Here is a 16,487-nt window from a genome sequence, read left to right on the forward strand (position 1 = left end):
GTTCCTTGACCCAGTGGTGGAGTGACAGCCGGGCTCACTGCGCAGGGACAGCCCCGGCGCAGTGAGCCGCAGCGTCAGTGCGCCGGCGCGGCCTGGGGCCGGTGGGGACCGACGGCGGCCTGGGCCGTGAGTGCCCGCAGCAGGTGGCTGCGCTGCTCGACGACGATCCGGCGCAGCGCCCGTGGGGCGTCCGGGTTAGCGTCCAGCCAGGCGTCTGTCCGCCGGACCACCAAATGTTCTGCGGGCTGCATGGTGACCCCAAGGTCCTGGGCTGCAGGGTACAGGCCCCGGACAATCCGGCTGGCGATCTCGATGCTCCGCGAGTCCCACACAGTCCGCAGGCACTCAAAGTACGGCTCCACATAGCGCGCCAGCAATTCGGGCGGCGCGGTGGTGAAGCCGCTGATGGTGGCCGTGAGGAGCTGGTTGGACAGCTCATTTCCATGCACCGCCGCGTTCCACGCCGCATCCTTGACGGCAGCCTCCGGACGGGCCGCCATCGCCGTTGCATGGCCTGCCCGGCCCGATGCCGTGGTGTCCCGCGCCAGCTCGGCGTCGATCTCGGCAGCAGTGGCCTCCCCGTGGGCGGCCAGCGCGTGCCACAGCTGCCAGCGCAGGTCGGCGTCCACGGCCAGGCCCGCCACCGGCCCCGAGCCGTCGAGCAGGCCGCGGAGCCGGGGGAGCACGGCGCTGTCATGCCTGCCCAGGGCGGCAAGGGTGCGGGCCCAGGCCAGCTGTGCGTCCGATCCCGGGGCGGCCCGGTCCAGTTCCGCGGCGGCCGCGGACACGAAGGTTGACCGCACCGAGGACCTGGCGGCGGCGGGGGTGTAACGCTCAATGGCGGTGGCGGCGTTGTCCAGGATGTTCAGCAGGACGCCGATGCCGGTCTCCGCCGGTGCGAAGGCGGCCACGGCGTCGACATACTGGGCCGCAGGGCTTTCGCCGTCGCGGGCGGAGTTCCACAGGGCCGTCCAGCACAGGGCGCGCGCCATCGGGTCGGAAATCCGGTCCAGCGACCCCCGGACGGTGGCCTCCGAGACCGGGTCCAGCCTCACCTTGGCGTACGCCAGGTCATCGTCATTGACCAGCAGGAGCGCCGGCCGTGGCTGCCCTGCAAGCTGGGGGAGTCCGGTCCGCCCGCCAATAACATCGGTCTCCAGGCTCGCGGTCTTTACAAGCGCGCCGGAACCGTCAAAATCGTAGGAACCGACGCGGAGGCGGTGCGGACGCAGCTCATCCCGTCCCGTAACAGGGTCCACCGCCTCCTGGACGATCGCCACTTGTCCCAGGACGCCGTCGTCGTCCGCTGCCGCGCCCTGCGGAGCAATGTCAACGGACAGCGTGGAAATCCCCGAGGTCTGCAGCCACTGCCGGGCCCAACCGGACAGGTCGCGGCCTGAGGCCGCGCCCAGGGCCGCCAGCAAGTCCTGGAGCGTCGTGTTTCCGTAGGCGTGCTTGCGGAAGTACTCCCGGGAGCCTGCGATGAACGCGTCGAACCCCACATAGGCCACCAGCTGCTTCAGCACGGATGCGCCTTTGGCGTAGGTGATGCCGTCGAAGTTCTGCTTCGCCGCTTCAAGATCGGGAATGTCCGCAACGATTGGGTGGGTGGTGGGCAGCTGGTCCTGGACGTAGGCCCACGCCTTGCGCTTGTTGGCGAAGTTGACCCAGGCCGTGTCCCAGTCCGTTGCCCGGTCCACGGCCAGCGTTCCCATGTAGTCAGCGAAGGATTCCTTCAGCCAGAGATCATCCCACCATTGCATGGTCACCAGGTCGCCGAACCACATATGCGCCATCTCGTGCATCAGGGTATTCGCGCGTGCCTGGTACTGGGCATCGGTGGCCCGGGAGGTGAACACGTAGCTCTCGGTGAACGTCACCAACCCCGGATTCTCCATGGCACCCAGGTTGTATTCGGGGACGAACGCCTGATCATACTTGCCCCACGGGTACGGGAAATCGAACAGGCGGTTGAAGAAGTCCAGGCCCTTCTTCGTGAGGGCAAAAAGCTCTTCCGTGTCGAAGGATTCCGCCATGGAAGCCCGGCAGTAGAGCGCCAGCGGGACGTCCAGGTGCGTGCCGTCGTCGAGCGTTGCCTGCCAGCGGTCCTCCGCCCTGAAGTAGGGCCCGGCCAGGATGCTGGTGATGTAGGTGGACATCGGCAGGGTGGTGGCGAAGTCCCAGCAGGCAGTCGCTGGATCGCTGGTCAGCGGGGTCCGGGCCACCTCGGCGCCGTTGGAGGCCACTTTCCACTCCGCCGGAGCCATCACGTGGAAGGTGTAGGTTGCCTTCAGGTCGGGCTGTTCGAAGTTGGCGAAGACCCGTCGCGCGTCAGCCGGCTCGTACTGGGTGTACAGGTAGGTCTGGCCGTCGGCGGGGTCAACGAACCGGTGCATGCCTTCACCGGAACGGCTGTAGAGGGCGGTGCCGGTAACGGTCACCTGGTTCTGGGCCCCGAGGTTGTCCAGCCTGATCCGTGCACCCTCCACCACGTCCCCGACCTGCAGGCTCTTGCCGTTGAGGAGGACGCTGTGGACGCTGCTGCCGATGAAGTCCAGGAAGGTGCTGCTGCCGGGTTCGGCGGTAAAGGTGATGACACTGCGGCTGGGGTAGCCGGGAACGGCCGGATCTGCTGCGTGCCGCACATCGAGCGAGACGTCGTAGCTGGTGGTGCTGATCCGGGCTGAACGTTCGGCGGCTTCGCTGCGCTTCAGATTCTCATGTGACACCCGGCTATCTAATCACGCTGCCGGTGCGTCCACTCAGCCCGCGATCAGGAAGGCGGCCGCCAGGCCCAGTACGGCAATCAGGAGCCAGGACGCCAGCGCAGCCAGGAGCGCCTGGCCTCCCGTATGCAGCAGCGTGCGGATCCGCACCGCCGATCCCAGTCCGAACAGGGCCGCCCCCAGGAGGACGTCCTGCAGCATGGCCCCGATCTCCAGCCAGGCAGGAGCCAGCCAGCCGGAGGAGCGCAGGGCCACCATCGCCACAAAGCCCAGCACGAACAGCGGCACCACCGGCGGCATCTTGGAGGTGGTGCCGTTGGCTGCACCCAGGGCCCGTTCACCACTCCTGTGGTGAACGCCGGCGATTGCGGCGACAGGTGCCAGCAGCAGCACGCGGGTGAGCTTGACGACGACGGCGATCGCCAGTGCGCCAGCCCCTGCGGTTTGTGCTGTGGCCACCACCTGGCCCACGTCGTGGACCGACGCCCCGGTCCAGGCCCCGAAGACCGTGGCCGTCAGCCCCAGGGGGTGGGCGATGAGGGGCAGGACACCGATGGCAAGTGTGCCGCAAAGCGTCACCAGGGCCACTGGCAGGACTGTTTCCGCATGCCGGATCCGGCGGACGGCGGCCACGGCACCGATAGCTGATGCGCCGCAGATGGAGAACCCGGTGGCCACCAGCAGCGACGTCACGGGCGGGAGGCGGAACAGGCGGGAGATGGCATACGTGCCGCCGAAACTGGCCGCCACGACGGCCACGATCAGGACAAGGGCCAGCCACCCCAGGTCAAGGACGTCCATGATGCTGACTTTCAGCCCCAGCAGCACGATCCCGCCGCGCATCAGGTGTTTGCCGGCGAAGTCGAGCCCTGCGCGGGCGCGGCCCCCGGTCCAGCCCGCCGGGCCGGGCAGGTTGGCGGCAAGGACGCCAAGGACCACAGCCAGGGTCATCGCAGGCAACGCCGGCACGAGCCCGTGCACCAGGAACGCCACCGTAACGGCAGCCGCCGCCGTCAGCAGGCCCGGAGCCAGCCGCGCCGCCGCGGGCCGGAAACGGCCGTGGCCCGGCTCGGGGAGGCTTCTGCTGACTGGCACTCACCTACTGTGCCCGACGAGGCCAGTAAAGTACGAACCGGACTGCCGGCGACAACACGCCAGAATGGATGGCAGTAATGAACTCGAAACAAAAAGATGGTTGGCTATTGGACATGTCAGACCTATTCCAGGATTACTCCGAGGCCGCGGGCCGCACCGGAGCGTACGACGAGATGTTCGCCCCGGGGCAACAGGCCAGGGACTCGTACGGGCAGGTGGCCGAGGCCCTCCGGAAGCTCTCCCTGGCGGACGTCAGCGCACGCGCGGACTCCATGGCCCGCACCTTCCTGGACCGCGGTGTCACGTTCGACTACGCGGGCGAGGAGCGGCCCTTCCCGCTCGACATCGTGCCCAGGGTCATCCCTGCGGCGGAGTGGGATGTCCTGGAACGCGGGGTGGCCCAGCGCGTCCGTGCCCTGGAAGCATTCCTGAACGACGTCTACGACAAGATGACCGTGGTGTCCGACGGCGTGATACCCCGCCAGCTCGTGACCACCAGCGCCCACTTCCACCGGCAGGTCCACGGGTTCGAACCGGCCGGCGGGGTCCGGGTGCATATCTCCGGCATCGACGTGGTCCGCGACGCAGCCGGCACCTTCCGGGTCCTGGAAGACAACGTCCGCGTTCCGTCCGGCGTCAGCTACGTGCTGGAGAACCGGCGCGCCATGGCCAAGGGCCTGCCCGAAGCGTTCGGCCAGCAGCTCATCCGGCCCGTGGAGGAATACCCCCGCCGCCTGCTCTCGGCCCTGCGCAAAACCGCGCCCGCCGGCGTGGACGATCCCACCGTCGTCGTCCTGACCCCCGGCGTCTTCAACAGCGCCTATTTCGAGCACACCCTCCTGGCCGGCCTCATGGGTGTTGAGCTGGTGGAGGGCCGGGACCTGATCTGCCGTGGAAACCGCGTGTACATGCGGACGACGGCCGGCGAGCAGCGGGTGGATGTGATCTACAAGCGCATCGACGATGACTTCCTGGACCCGCTGCAGTTCCGTTCCGACTCGATGCTCGGCTGCCCCGGCCTGGTCAACGCTGCCCGTGCCGGCGGCGTGACGATCGCCAACGCGGTAGGCAATGGCGTGGCCGACGACAAACTGGTTTACAGTTACGTGCCTGACCTGATCCGCTACTACCTCAGCGAGGAGCCCATCATCGCCAACGTGGACACCTACCGCCTCGAGGAGAAGGAAGCCCGGGAGTACACCCTGGACAACCTCGCGGAACTGGTGGTCAAGCCGGTGGACGGCTCCGGCGGGAAGGGCCTGGTCATCGGCCCGGATGCCTCCCGGGACGAACTGGACGCCCTCCGCCAGCGGATCATCTCCGATCCCCGCGGCTGGATCGCCCAGCCGGTGCTGCAGCTCTCCACCGTTCCCACCCTTGGCGGTGACAAGTTCGGCCCCCGCCACGTGGACCTGCGGCCCTTTGCGGTGAACGACGGCGACGACGTCTGGGTGCTCCCGGGCGGCCTGACCCGCGTTGCGCTGAAGGAAGGGTCGCTGATCGTGAACTCCAGCCAGGGCGGCGGATCCAAGGACACGTGGGTCCTGGCCGACTCGCCGCAGATGCCGGTGGAAACGGTGCCCCGCCAGTCCGTCACGGTCCGCGAACGGGTCTCGGTATGGCCGGTGGAGAGCAACTGGCGCGACCGCCAGTCGGAGCAGCAGCAGTGAGGCCGGCACGTGAAGGCGTGGCCGGCGTCGCACATTTCTTAGACATCGTTCCGGGCGCGCAGGAGGTAGCCGCGAATGCTTAGCCGTATTGCCGAGTCCCTGTTTTGGATTGGCCGCTATGTGGAGCGGGCCGACGGTACCGCCCGCATCCTGGATGTCCACCTGGAACGCCTCAACCACCTCCCCATGGAGGAACGCAAGAGCGTGGCGCAGGAACTCCTGGCCGTCATGGGAGCCAAGCCGCAGAGCGAGGATTTCGGCCTCCCGGAACTCCTTCACGCCCTGGCGTACGACAAGACCAGCGCCACCTCGATCGCCGGTTCCCTGGGGGCTGCCCGCGAGAACGCCCGCCGTGCACGCGAGACCGTGTCCTCCGGGCTCTGGGAAAGCCTGAACACCACGTACTACGGGCTGAGCCAGCACCGGAAGGACGTGGTGGGCACCTACCGGTTCTGCAACTGGACCCTGGAGCGTACCGCGATGGTCAGCGGGCTTGCCGACACCACCGTGAGCCACGACGAGAGCTGGCTCTTCCTGGTGCTGGGGCGTTCGCTGGAGCGCGCGGACATGACGGCACGGATGCTTTCCACCCGGGATGTGCTCTCTGCCGGCATGTCGTGGGTTAACATGCTCCGCTGCGCCGGCGCCTATGAATCCTTCCTCCGGACCCGGCGGGCAGCGTTTGGCGACCAGCACGCCGCCGAGTTCCTGCTCCTGGACCGGCTGTTTCCCCGGTCCATCGTTTACGCGCTGCGGGATGCGGACGAGTGCCTCGCCAAGCTGGACCCCTCCGCCCAGCGCGTGGGCTTCATCAACGATGCGCGCCGCATCGTGGGGCAGGCCCGCACCTTCCTCGAGTTCCACCGCACTGACGACCTCATGTCCGAGCTGCCCGAACACATGGAACGCGTGCAGAAGGCCGTGTCCCAGGCCTCGGACGCCATTTCCCGTAAGTACTTCAATCAGGCGGACGAACTTGCCTGGGTGGGAGAAGTGTCATGACCCGGTTGAGCATCGTCCACAGGACGGCCTACAAGTACAACAAGCGGGTGACGCTGTCCTACAACGAGGCCAGGATGACGCCGCTGACGGATTCGCAGCAGGTGGTGCTGGAGTCCGTGGTGAAGGTCTCTCCGTCGCAGGCGGCAGTAAGCACCTACCGCGACTACTGGGGCACCCGGGTCACGGCCTTCGACATGCAGATGCCGCACGAAAACCTCGAGGTGGTTTCCAACATCACCGTCGAAGTGCACAGGGCGGAGAAGATTCCTGCCGAGGCGGACATTGTGGGCTGGGACCAGCTGGCGTCCCCGGAAACCCTCGACGCATTCAGCGACTGGCTGCCCCAGTCCCGGCTGAGCGGGCCCGGTGAAGAAGTCCTGGGCATTATCCCGGGCGTCGTGGCAGGAAAGAACCCGCACGAGGCCGCCATGGCCGTGTTTGCCTGGATGCGCGGGGAGATGACCTACATGTCCGGCTCCACCGCCGTCACCACCAACGCGGAGGAAGCCTGGGGCCAGCGCCAGGGGGTGTGCCAGGACTTGGCACACCTGGCCATCGGCGCGCTGCGCAGCTGCGGCATTCCGGCCCGCTATGTCTCCGGCTACCTGCATCCCCGCTCCAGCGCCGGGATCGGTGAGACCGTTGCCGGGCAATCGCATGCCTGGCTGGAATGGTGGGACGGGGACTGGCGCAGCTGGGACCCCACCAACCACAAACCTGCCGGCGACTTCCATGTCACCGTGGCCAGGGGCCGCGACTACCGCGACGTCCCCCCGCTGAAGGGCATCCTGTCCGGGGGCGGCGGCTCGGCCTTGAAGGTCAGCGTGGAGATCACCCAGCTCGCCTGACGCCTGGGGTTCCCCGGCCTCCTGGCCGGGGAACCCGCCGTCGGCCTATTCCTGGGATGCTTTGGCGGAACCGCTGATCTGGGTCCACCACGTCATCGGGTCCGTTACCTTGAAGCGGCGGCCCGTGACGCTGTCCGGGGTGATGCGGACGAACGCGTCCTTGCGCCCGGCCTGCCAGGGGAAGAGGTACAGGCGGGAGGTCTCCAGCACTTCCTCGGTGGCCTTGACCAGGGCAGCGGTGCCCTTGATCACCACGCTCCACGCCAGGCCCGTGTCAGGGTCCACGCCGTCCGCCTCCACCGCCACGGGGGCATCGCCGGAGGCAGCCGACAGTTTGGTTCCCTGGGCCGTCCTGAAGACCAGGGTGCCGCCGTCCACCGTGAAGTTGACCGGGAAGATGTCCGGCCTGCCCTCGACGAGGACCGCCAGCCTTCCTACGGACACAGTCCGCAGCAGCGCCCAGCATTCGTGGTGTTCAAGTTTCTGCACTTGGGAGGAGGATGACTCGTTGCTCATGCCGTGAGCATACCCCGCATCACCAGGGACTGGGCTTGTAATCCTTCAGGAAGACCCCGTACTGGTCCTCACCGTTTTCACCCATGACGATCGGATCATAGACGCGGGCCGCGCCGTCCACCAGGTCCAGGGGTGCGTGGAAGCCTTCCTCCATGAGTCGGACCTTGGTGAAGTGCGGGCGCTCGTCAGTGATCCAGCCGGTGTCCACGGCAGTCATCAGGATGCCGTCGGTATCCAGCATCTCCTGGGCGCTGGTGCGGGTCATCATGTTCAGCGCCGCCTTGGCCATATTGGTGTGCGGGTGCCCGGGGCCCTTGTACGCGCGGGAGAACTGCCCCTCCATGGCCGAGACGTTCACAATGTATTTGCGCCGCGCCGTGGACCGCTGCATGGCGCCGCGGAGCCTGCTGACCAGCAGGAACGGTGCGGTGACGTTGCAGAGCTGGACCTCAAGCATTTCCAGGGGATCCACCTCGTCCACCACCTGCGTCCAACTGTTGATGGTGGCAAGGTCCGGGACCAGGCCGCCGGCGTCGATCGCGGTTCCCGCGGCGATGCGCTCCAGGGAGGCAGATCCGGTGGACAGCGCCAGGGACGTGACGGCATCGCCGGCAAGGACGGGGTGGTCGGTGACGCTGCCAGCCAGTGCCAGCGGGTGCTTGTCATGGGCATGGCCGAAGGTCAACAGTTCAGGGCCGCCATTGGCCTGGTCCAGTGTTGCCGGAAGCGGTTCCTCCTCGGCGTCCACCAGTGGCTTGTAGGCGTTGCCGGACCGGCGCACGGTCTGGGCCGCATTATTGATGATGATGTCCAGCGGACCAGCCTGGTCGAGGGAGTCGGTCAGGGCCATGACCTGGGCAGGATCGCGCAGGTCGATGCCCACGATCCGGAGCCGGTGCAGCCACTCGCCGCTGTCTTCCATGGCGGCGAAGCGACGTGCCGCATCCTTGGGGAACCGGGTGGTGATGGTGGTGTGCGCACCGTCGCGCAGCAGCCGGAGGGCGATGTACATGCCGATCTTGGCCCGTCCTCCGGTGAGCAGGGCCCGCCGACCGGTGAGGTCGGTCCGGGCATCGCGCTTGCTGTGGCTGAACGCAGCGCATTCCGGGCAGAGCTGGTGGTAGAAGGCGTCCACCTGGGTGTAATGCTGCTTGCAGATGTAGCAGGGGCGCGACCGGATAAGGTGTCCCGCGATGTTCCCGGTGGCTGATGTAGCCAGCTTGTTGCCGCGGGTTTCGTCATCGATCCGGTCCGGGGCCGCGGTGGCGGTCTGGGCAATCACGGCGCGGTCAGCCTCGGCGATGGAATCGCGCTTGGTTACCCTGCGGTGGCGCTTGACGGCCTTGAACATCTTCCCCGTGGCGCGGCGCACCGAGATGTAGTCCGGGTGCTCCTCGTCATACGCGTGGATGGTGTTCAGGACCTTGAGGCAGGCCTGGATGTCCTCAGGGGTCAGATCGGGGGAGCTCATTGGGAAAATTTTACAGCGTACGCCGCAGGCCGGGGCACCATCTCTGGTGCCCCGGCCTGCGGGATGCCGTGGGAGGTCGTGCGTGGCGGGTCAGCGAAGCCGCGCGGCTGGAGCGGCCTCCGCCGCTGCGGCGGCGTGCGTGCCGGCCACCTTGTCGGCTGCCTCACGGACGTCCGGGTACTGCTCTGCCGCCGCTTTGATGGCGTTGGGCAGGACGCTGAGGTGGCTCGCGGCGAGCTGCCGTTCCTGCTCACCAGGCTCCGGAACTTCCTGGCCCTTGGCGAGGACCGTGATGCCGGACTCTGTCACCTTGAATCCGCGCGACCGGTCCAGCTCGGGGTCCAGGCCGATGGCGGCTCCGGCGGGGACCTTGACGTTCTTGTCCAGGATGGCGCGGTTGATCACTGCCCCTTCACCCACCTGCACCTTGTCCATCAGCACGGAATCGATGACCCGGCCGCTGGTTGCTACATAGACGTCGTTGGACAGCACGGAGCCCTCCACGACGCCGCCGGAAATCACCACCCCGTTGGCCACGATGGAGTCCAGCGCCGTGCCCACGGTGTTGTTCTTGCCCCGGACGAACTTGGCGGGCGGGGAAATGCTCTGCCGGGTGTAGATGGGCCACTCGGAGTTGTAGAGGTTGAACACCGGCAACGGTGAAATCAGGTCCATGTGGGCGTCGTAGAAGGAGTCGATGGTGCCCACATCACGCCAGTAGGTGCGGTCGCGCTCCGTGGAACCGGGGATGTCGTTGAGGGTGAAGTCGTAGACGCCGGCCTCGCCCCTGTTGACGAAGTAGGGGATGATGTCCCCGCCCATGTCGTGCTTGGTGTCAAGGCGCTCGGCGTCAACGTGCAGCGCGGCCACCAGGGCGTCGGCGTCGAACACGTAGTTGCCCATGGAAGCCAGGAACTGTGAAGGGTCGGCGGCAAGCCCGGGGGTGCTCGAGGGCTTCTCCACGAAGGCGGCGATCTTTTGGGCGTCGTTTTGATCCACTTCGATCACGCCGAACTGGTCAGCCATGTGAAGCGGCTGCCGGACGGCCGCCACGGTGGCCTTGGCGCCGCTGCGGACGTGCTGGTCCACCATCTGGGCGAAGTCCATGCGGTACACGTGGTCCGCGCCCACCACGACGACGATGTCGGGGTTGGCATCATGGATCAGGTTCAGGGATTGGTAGATGGCGTTGGCGCTGCCCAGGAACCAGCTCTTGCCGACGCGCTGCTGTGCGGGGACGGAGGCGACGTAGTTGCCGAGCTGGGTGGACATCCGCCATGCTTCGGAAATATGCCGGTCGAGGCTGTGGGATTTGTATTGGGTAAGGACCACAATCTGCAGGTAACGCGAATTCACCAGGTTGGAAATCGCAAAATCGATAAGGCGGTAGCTGCCCGCGAAAGGCACCGCGGGCTTTGCGCGGTCTGCCGTCAGTGGCATAAGTCTGTTTCCCTCGCCACCTGCGAGGACAATGGCCAGGACTTTTTTGGTCAACGGCATAATGGTCGCTCCTGTACGCCTTCGTAACTCCCCAAGACAGTCCGGTAGGCCCGGACTCCTTCACACTAGAACAGTTATGCGTGAACGACTACCTTGGGTCTTGTGCGAATAGACATTGTGACTAAAGAGTTCCCGCCGGAGATCTACGGTGGCGCCGGGGTGCACGTAGCCGAGTTGAGCAGGGTGCTTAGTAAGCACGTTGACCTGCAGGTTCGTGCATTCGGGGCCCCCCGGGACGCCGACTACCACGGCGCCACCGTGACGTCCTACCAGGTCCCGGAGGACCTCGGCGCGGCCAACGCGGCGGTGCAGACCCTGGGCGTGGACCTGCGCATTGTGCCGGATGTGCAGGGCGCGGACCTGGTCCATTCGCATACCTGGTACGCCAACATGGCCGGGCACCTGGCCTCGCTGCTGCACGGAATTCCGCACGTTCTCAGCGCCCACAGCCTTGAGCCGCTCCGGCCCTGGAAAGCCGAGCAGCTCGGCGGCGGCTACGCCCTTTCCTCCTGGGTGGAGAAGACGGCGTACGAAGCGGCGGCGGCGATCATCGCCGTGTCCGAGGGCATGCGCCAGGACATCCTGCGCAGCTACCCTGACGTTGACCCGGAAAAGGTCCGCGTGGTCCACAACGGGATCGACGTGGCCCTCTGGCAGCGTGATGAAAACGACGACGCCGTCCGTGCCCTGGGCATCGACCCGGCCAAGCCAAGCGTCGTCTTTGTGGGAAGAAACACACGCCAGAAGGGCGTTCCCTACCTCCTCCGGGCGGCAGCGAAACTGCCCGCCGATGTCCAGCTGGTGCTGTGCCTCGGCGCGGCGGACACTCCGGAACTGGCTGCGGAAACAGCGGCACTCATCGAGGAGCTGCAGAAGCAGCGCACCGGCGTGGTGCTGATTGAACGGATGCTGCCGCGCCACGAACTGATCCAGGTCCTCAGCCATGCAACGGCCTTTGCCTGCCCCTCCATCTACGAGCCGCTCGGCATCGTGAACCTTGAAGCGATGGCTTGCGGCGCCGCAGTGGTGGCCAGCGCCACCGGCGGCATCCCCGAGGTGGTCCAGCACGGTGAGACCGGGCTGCTGGTGGACCTGGAACAGGTCACCGATGGCACCGGGACGCCCCTGGACCCGGAGAAGTTCGTTGCGGAGTTCGCGGCCGCCCTGACCGAAGTGGTATCCGATCCCGCACGCGCCCGGGCCATGGGGCAGGCAGGCCGCGAGCGCGCCGAGAAGCACTTCTCGTGGGAATCGATCACGGAAACCACCCTTGAGGTGTACCGCTCGGTGTTGCCTGCCGGAGCCTGAGCGTCCCGGCAGTAGGCACAACGACGGCGCCGCTCCCCTTTGCCAGGGGAGCGGCGCCGTCGTTGTTTGCCTTGTTCGTGGTGTCCGCCGGGGTCAGGCCTTCCGGCCGGTGGTCCTGGCGATCAGGACTTTCTCGTCCACCGGAGCCTGCCCGCTGGCCCGCTCGCTGCGGAAGTGCGCACGCGCCTCGTCCTGGCGGCTCATTTCGGCGCCCGTGGCGATGGCCGCCCGGACGTGCTCCCCGCCGTACCCGAAGGCCTCCACCAGATCGAGGGCATGTGGGCGGATCTTTTCCACCAGCCTGTTGATGTAACCGCCCACCGTGCGGGCACGCTGCATGGATAGCCTGCCGTTCATGAGGTACCAGGACAGGTTCTTCTCAATCAGGGACAGGCCAAAGAGGTCACGCAGCCAGGTGAGCACCGTCCTGGTTCCCGGATCTTCCACCTCCCGGAGAGCCTCCGTGAACGCCTCCCACTGCAGCAGTTCAGCGTGCGCCTGGGCGGCGTCGATGAGTTCATTCTGGTGCCGGTTGAACAATGCAGCGCCTTGGTCCTGCGGCAGGCGCTTGCTGCCCTTCAAGGCAGCGCCGGCCTCAGCCACCATGGTCTGTACCCGATCCGTGAGCAGGGCGCGCTGGCCTTCCTCGTCGCGGAGCGCGATCGCGGCCTTCTGGACCGACCCCGTGTCCGCCATGAACTGGGCCACCTGGCGCAGGCCAGTGCGGTGCACAGCGGCGCCGGCGGCCTGGTTCACTACGTACCGGGCCAGCACGCCGAAGTCCACATTCCTGAACTCCTTGGCGTAGTCGGCCAGCAGGCGCTTGGCCACCAACTGGAGCAGTACGGTGTTGTCTCCCTCGAAGGTGACGTACACGTCCAGGTCGGCGCGCAGCGAGGCGAACCTGTTTTCGATCAGGAAGCCGGCACCGCCGCAGGCTTCGCGGCATTCCTGGAGGGTGTCCAGGGCGTGCCAGGTGCTGAGGGGCTTCAGCGCTGCGGCCAGGGTTTCCAGGTCCTGGCGGTCTGCGTCGGTGTCGTGGGCGCCGGAGAAGACGTCGTCGAACTTCTGCAGCAGCTGCTCGTGCGCAAAGCCGGCCGCGTAGGTGGTGGCCAGGCGGGTGAACAGCCGCCGCTGGTGCCGCTGGTAGTCGAGCAGCACTTCTTCCTCCGTGTGCGAGGAAGCGTTGAACTGGCGGCGTTCGGTGGCGTACTGGATGGCGGCTTTCAGCGCGACCTTGGATGCGGCCACGGCGGCGCCGTCCAGTGACACGCGGCCCTGGACCAGGGTGCCCAGCATGGTGAAGAAGCGCCGGCCGGGGCTGGCGATGGGGGAGGTGTAGGTTCCGTCCGCGTCGACGTTGCCGTACCGGTTCAGGAGGTTGGTCCGGGGGACGCGGACGTTGTCGAAGTGCAGCCGGCCGTTGTCGATGCCGTTCAGTCCGCCCTTGACGCCGTCGTCCTCCCCGCCGATTCCGGGCAGGAATTCCTTGGTGTCCGGATCCCGGAGGTCCACATAGAAGGCGTGGACGCCATGGTTGACGCCGCGGGTGACCAGCTGGGCGAACAGGACGGCGCCGAGGCCGTCGTTGGCCGCGTTGCCGATGTAGTCCTTCCAGGCGGCGCGGAACGGGGTGTTGATGATGAACTCTTCGGTGCCGGGATCGTAGGTTGCGGTGGTGGCGATGCTGGCCACATCCGAGCCGTGGCCGGTCTCCGTCATGGCGAAGCAACCGGGGATTTCCAGGCTCATGATTCCGGGCAGCCACTTGGTGTGGTGTTCTGCGGTCCCCAGGTGCATCACGGCGGATCCGAAGAGTCCCCACTGGACCCCGGCCTTGATCTGCAGGGACGGGTCCGCCACTACCAGTTCCTCGAAGCCGGCGATGTTGCCCCCATGGTCGTCGGATCCCCCCAGCTCCGAGGGGAAGGCGCGGTGCACGGCTTCATTGTCCACGAGGTACTTGAGCTGTCCGAAGACGCGGGCGCGGTGTTCGGTGTGCGTCAGGCCCTCGATCTTGTGCAGTTCGGGCCGGCCGGCCAGGTCCCGTGCCTGGAGCCTGACATCGGCCCATTTGCCCAGGAGTTGCCTGCCCAGCGCCTCGATGTCGACGGCGGGTGCGGGGCTTTCGTCCGAGGGCTTGGCGGCGGGGGTTGCGGCGGGGCGGAGGCCCTTGCGCGCGGGGCGGTCCACTACGTCAGTCATGTCACAGTCCTTCTTTGGCGGATAACTTGGTGGTCGGTGAAGCGGGGGTGAGCTCGGGGACGATGCCCACGCACAGCCATGCCGTGATCTGGCGGGCCATGGTCTCCTGGTCTGGTTTAGTGGGGGAGTCCGGGGTGCTGAGCCATTGTTCGCCGGCGTTCCGGACCAGGCCGATCGCCGCCTTGGGCCAGTAACCGATGACGGTTTCCTTGACGTCCGCCAGGTGTGACCGCATGGGAGTGGCGATCATGTCCGCGATGGCGTCGAAGAAGGGCCCCAGCGGTCCACCTGCTGCGGCGGGGTGCGGAGGGTTGGCGGCATCAGCCGGGGCATAGCTGGTGACGAAGGTATAGACGTTGGGGCTGGTGGCGGCCATCTGGAGATAAGCCGAGACCATCGCGAGCAGGCCCTCCCGGGGCGTGAGTGCACTTTGCGCGGCCTCCTGGATGCGGTGCTGCATCTGGCTGAGGACTACCTCGCCCACGGCCTGCTGCAGCCCGGCCTTGTCCCCGAAGTACCTGTAGAAGACGGACTTCGATGTCCCGGCCGCCGTGGCGATGTCCTCCATTGAGGCATCACTGCCGAGGGCATGCACCGCGCGCCGTGCCTGCTTGATGAGTTCCCTGCGCCGCTCCTCCCGGTGGCTCTGCCAGCGCGACGAACGCCCGTCGGGGCTGGCCGGCGACGGCAGTTCGATGGTCAAGGGGGAGTGCGTGTCCTGGAGGTTCACGATACCCAGCGTATCAGGTACGCTGGGTATCGGTAACCACTTGTGACCAGAGGAGCCCTCCATGTCCACAGAAGGACAGTCCATCCCCACACGCGGATCCGCGCTGCCTGCCGTTCCGGCAACGCGCAGGGCGGTGATCGTTGGCGGCAACAGGATCCCGTTTGCCCGCGCAGGCGGAGCCTACGCGAAGTCATCCAACCAGGACATGCTGACGGCGGCCCTCGATGGCCTGATAGCGCGGTTCGGGCTCCAGGACGAACGGATCGGGCAGGTGGCGGCGGGTGCGGTCCTGAAGCACTCCCGGGACTTCAACCTGACCCGGGAGGCAGTGCTGGGATCGGCACTCTCGGCGGAAACGCCCGTGTACGACCTCCAGCAGGCGTGTGCCACGGGCCTGGAGACCGTGGTGGGCCTGGCGAACAAGATCAAGCTCGGGCAAATCGATTCGGCCATCGCCGGCGGCGTGGATTCTGCCTCCGACGCACCCGTGGTGGTCAGTGAAGGGCTCCGCGAGGTTGTACTGGACCTTCACCGGGCCAAAACCCTTCCCCAGCGGCTCCAGATCCTCAGCCGGCTCCGTCCCAAGGACCTGGCGCCTTTGGCCCCGGGCACAGCGGAGCCGCGTACCGGCCTGTCCATGGGCGAGCACCAGGCCCTGACCACCGCGCAGTGGAAGATCTCCCGGGAAGCGCAGGACGAGCTGGCACTGAACAGCCACCACAACCTGGCCGCCGCCTACGACTCCGGGTTCTTTGACGACCTGATGACCCCGTACCGGGGACTGACGCGTGACGGGAACCTGCGGGCGGACACGTCGCTGGAGAAACTGGCATCCCTCAAGCCGGTCTTCGGCCGCAGCCTTGGCGCCGATGCCACCATGACGGCGGGCAATTCCACCCCGCTGACAGACGGTGCGTCCACGGTGCTGCTGGCGTCGGATGAATGGGCAGATGCCCGCGACCTGCCCAAGCTGGCAGCCGTGGTCGACGCCGAGGCTGCCGCCGTCGATTTCGTCCACGGCAAGGACGGGCTGCTGATGGCGCCCGTATTCGCAGTGCCCAGGCTCCTGGCCCGGCAGGGGCTGACGCTGGCCGACTTCGATTTCTTCGAGATCCATGAGGCGTTTGCCGCAACAGTGCTCAGCACGCTGGCAGCATGGGAGGACGACGAGTTCGGACGCACGCGCCTGGGCCTCGACGGTGCGTTCGGCAGCGTCGACCGTTCCCGCCTCAACGTCAACGGGTCCTCGCTCGCAGCAGGCCACCCATTTGCCGCCACCGGTGGCCGCATCGTCGGCACGCTGGCCAAGATGCTCCATGCCAAGTCTGCTGCCACCGGGAAGCCGGCCCGGGGCCTGGTCTCCGTATGCGCGGCCGGCGGCCAGGGCGTCGTCGCCATCCTGGAATCTCTGTAGGG

At 67.0% G+C, this 16,487-nt stretch carries 12 protein-coding genes; 5 read left to right on the forward strand and 7 right to left on the reverse strand.

Features of this window, described 5'->3' with window-relative positions:
- Positions 1-74: 74 nt before the first annotated feature.
- The gene (pepN, locus tag PV772_RS02155; RefSeq protein ID WP_347885230.1) at positions 75-2,729 is read right to left on the reverse strand and encodes an aminopeptidase N; all 2,655 of its coding nucleotides are present in this window, start codon (positions 2,727-2,729) and stop codon (positions 75-77) included.
- Between the two features lie 33 nt (positions 2,730-2,762).
- Positions 2,763-3,821: a putative sulfate exporter family transporter gene (locus tag PV772_RS02160; RefSeq protein WP_347885231.1), complete on the reverse strand. Its 1,059-nt coding sequence runs from the start codon at positions 3,819-3,821 to the stop codon at positions 2,763-2,765.
- 113 nt (positions 3,822-3,934) lie between these two features.
- Here PV772_RS02160 and PV772_RS02165 point away from each other — a divergent pair, with 113 nt between their 5' ends.
- From PV772_RS02165 to PV772_RS02175, 3 genes are all read left to right on the forward strand, one after another.
- Positions 3,935-5,491 (forward strand): circularly permuted type 2 ATP-grasp protein, encoded by a 1,557-nt coding sequence (locus tag PV772_RS02165; RefSeq protein ID WP_141160462.1) that lies wholly within the window; start codon positions 3,935-3,937, stop codon positions 5,489-5,491.
- Positions 5,492-5,566: 75 nt separating this feature from the next.
- The gene (locus PV772_RS02170; RefSeq protein ID WP_141160461.1) at positions 5,567-6,493 is read left to right on the forward strand and encodes an alpha-E domain-containing protein; all 927 of its coding nucleotides are present in this window, start codon (positions 5,567-5,569) and stop codon (positions 6,491-6,493) included.
- Positions 6,490-7,341 carry a transglutaminase family protein gene (locus PV772_RS02175; RefSeq protein WP_141160460.1) on the forward strand — a complete coding sequence of 284 codons (852 nt, stop codon included), beginning with the start codon at positions 6,490-6,492 and terminating at the stop codon, positions 7,339-7,341. The genes PV772_RS02170 and PV772_RS02175 overlap by 4 nt, the downstream gene beginning before the upstream one ends.
- A gap of 45 nt (positions 7,342-7,386) precedes the next feature.
- Here the strand turns inward: PV772_RS02175 and PV772_RS02180 are convergent, their stop codons facing one another.
- From PV772_RS02180 to glgC, 3 genes are all read right to left on the reverse strand, one after another.
- The gene (locus tag PV772_RS02180; protein ID WP_168223141.1) at positions 7,387-7,857 is read right to left on the reverse strand and encodes a pyridoxamine 5'-phosphate oxidase family protein; all 471 of its coding nucleotides are present in this window, start codon (positions 7,855-7,857) and stop codon (positions 7,387-7,389) included.
- Positions 7,858-7,876: 19 nt separating this feature from the next.
- Complete coding sequence (locus PV772_RS02185) at positions 7,877-9,328, reverse strand: SDR family NAD(P)-dependent oxidoreductase (protein ID WP_347885232.1); 1,452 nt, start codon at positions 9,326-9,328, stop codon at positions 7,877-7,879.
- A 90-nt stretch (positions 9,329-9,418) separates the two neighbouring features.
- Positions 9,419-10,828, reverse strand: coding sequence for a glucose-1-phosphate adenylyltransferase (glgC, locus tag PV772_RS02190; RefSeq protein WP_141160458.1), 1,410 nt, complete (start codon positions 10,826-10,828; stop codon positions 9,419-9,421).
- Positions 10,829-10,930: 102 nt separating this feature from the next.
- Between glgC and glgA the strand changes: the two genes are divergently transcribed.
- Entirely contained in the window at positions 10,931-12,136 is a 1,206-nt protein-coding gene (gene glgA, locus PV772_RS02195; RefSeq protein ID WP_141181574.1) for a glycogen synthase, read from the forward strand.
- Positions 12,137-12,229: 93 nt separating this feature from the next.
- Here the strand turns inward: glgA and PV772_RS02200 are convergent, their stop codons facing one another.
- Both PV772_RS02200 and PV772_RS02205 read right to left on the reverse strand, forming a co-directional pair.
- Complete coding sequence (locus tag PV772_RS02200; RefSeq protein ID WP_347885233.1) at positions 12,230-14,341, reverse strand: acyl-CoA dehydrogenase; 2,112 nt, start codon at positions 14,339-14,341, stop codon at positions 12,230-12,232.
- A gap of 1 nt (position 14,342) precedes the next feature.
- Complete coding sequence (locus PV772_RS02205; protein WP_246857445.1) at positions 14,343-15,071, reverse strand: TetR/AcrR family transcriptional regulator; 729 nt, start codon at positions 15,069-15,071, stop codon at positions 14,343-14,345.
- A 61-nt stretch (positions 15,072-15,132) separates the two neighbouring features.
- On the opposite strand from PV772_RS02205, the gene PV772_RS02210 reads away from it, so the two are divergent.
- On the forward strand, positions 15,133-16,485 hold the full coding sequence (locus tag PV772_RS02210) for an acetyl-CoA C-acetyltransferase (protein WP_347885234.1): 1,353 nt from the start codon (positions 15,133-15,135) through the stop codon (positions 16,483-16,485).
- The last annotated feature ends 2 nt before the right edge of the window (positions 16,486-16,487 follow it).

The organism is Pseudarthrobacter sp. CC12 (assembly GCF_039907755.1).
GTDB classification, from domain to species: Bacteria; Actinomycetota; Actinomycetes; order Actinomycetales; family Micrococcaceae; genus Arthrobacter; species Arthrobacter niigatensis.

What these genes read in the sequence shown, in the direction of transcription:
- glgC (WP_141160458.1), bottom strand. Translation starts at nt 10,828, where the DNA reads ATGCCGTTGACCAAAAAAGTCCTGGCCATTGTCCTCGCAGGTGGCGAG.
- PV772_RS02170 (WP_141160461.1), top strand. Translation starts at nt 5,567, where the DNA reads ATGCTTAGCCGTATTGCCGAGTCCCTGTTTTGGATTGGCCGCTATGTG.
- PV772_RS02175 (WP_141160460.1), top strand. Translation starts at nt 6,490, where the DNA reads ATGACCCGGTTGAGCATCGTCCACAGGACGGCCTACAAGTACAACAAG.
- PV772_RS02200 (WP_347885233.1), bottom strand. Translation starts at nt 14,341, where the DNA reads ATGACTGACGTAGTGGACCGCCCCGCGCGCAAGGGCCTCCGCCCCGCC.
- PV772_RS02210 (WP_347885234.1), top strand. Translation starts at nt 15,133, where the DNA reads ATGTCCACAGAAGGACAGTCCATCCCCACACGCGGATCCGCGCTGCCT.
- PV772_RS02165 (WP_141160462.1), top strand. Translation starts at nt 3,935, where the DNA reads ATGTCAGACCTATTCCAGGATTACTCCGAGGCCGCGGGCCGCACCGGA.
- PV772_RS02180 (WP_168223141.1), bottom strand. Translation starts at nt 7,857, where the DNA reads ATGAGCAACGAGTCATCCTCCTCCCAAGTGCAGAAACTTGAACACCAC.
- PV772_RS02185 (WP_347885232.1), bottom strand. Translation starts at nt 9,328, where the DNA reads ATGAGCTCCCCCGATCTGACCCCTGAGGACATCCAGGCCTGCCTCAAG.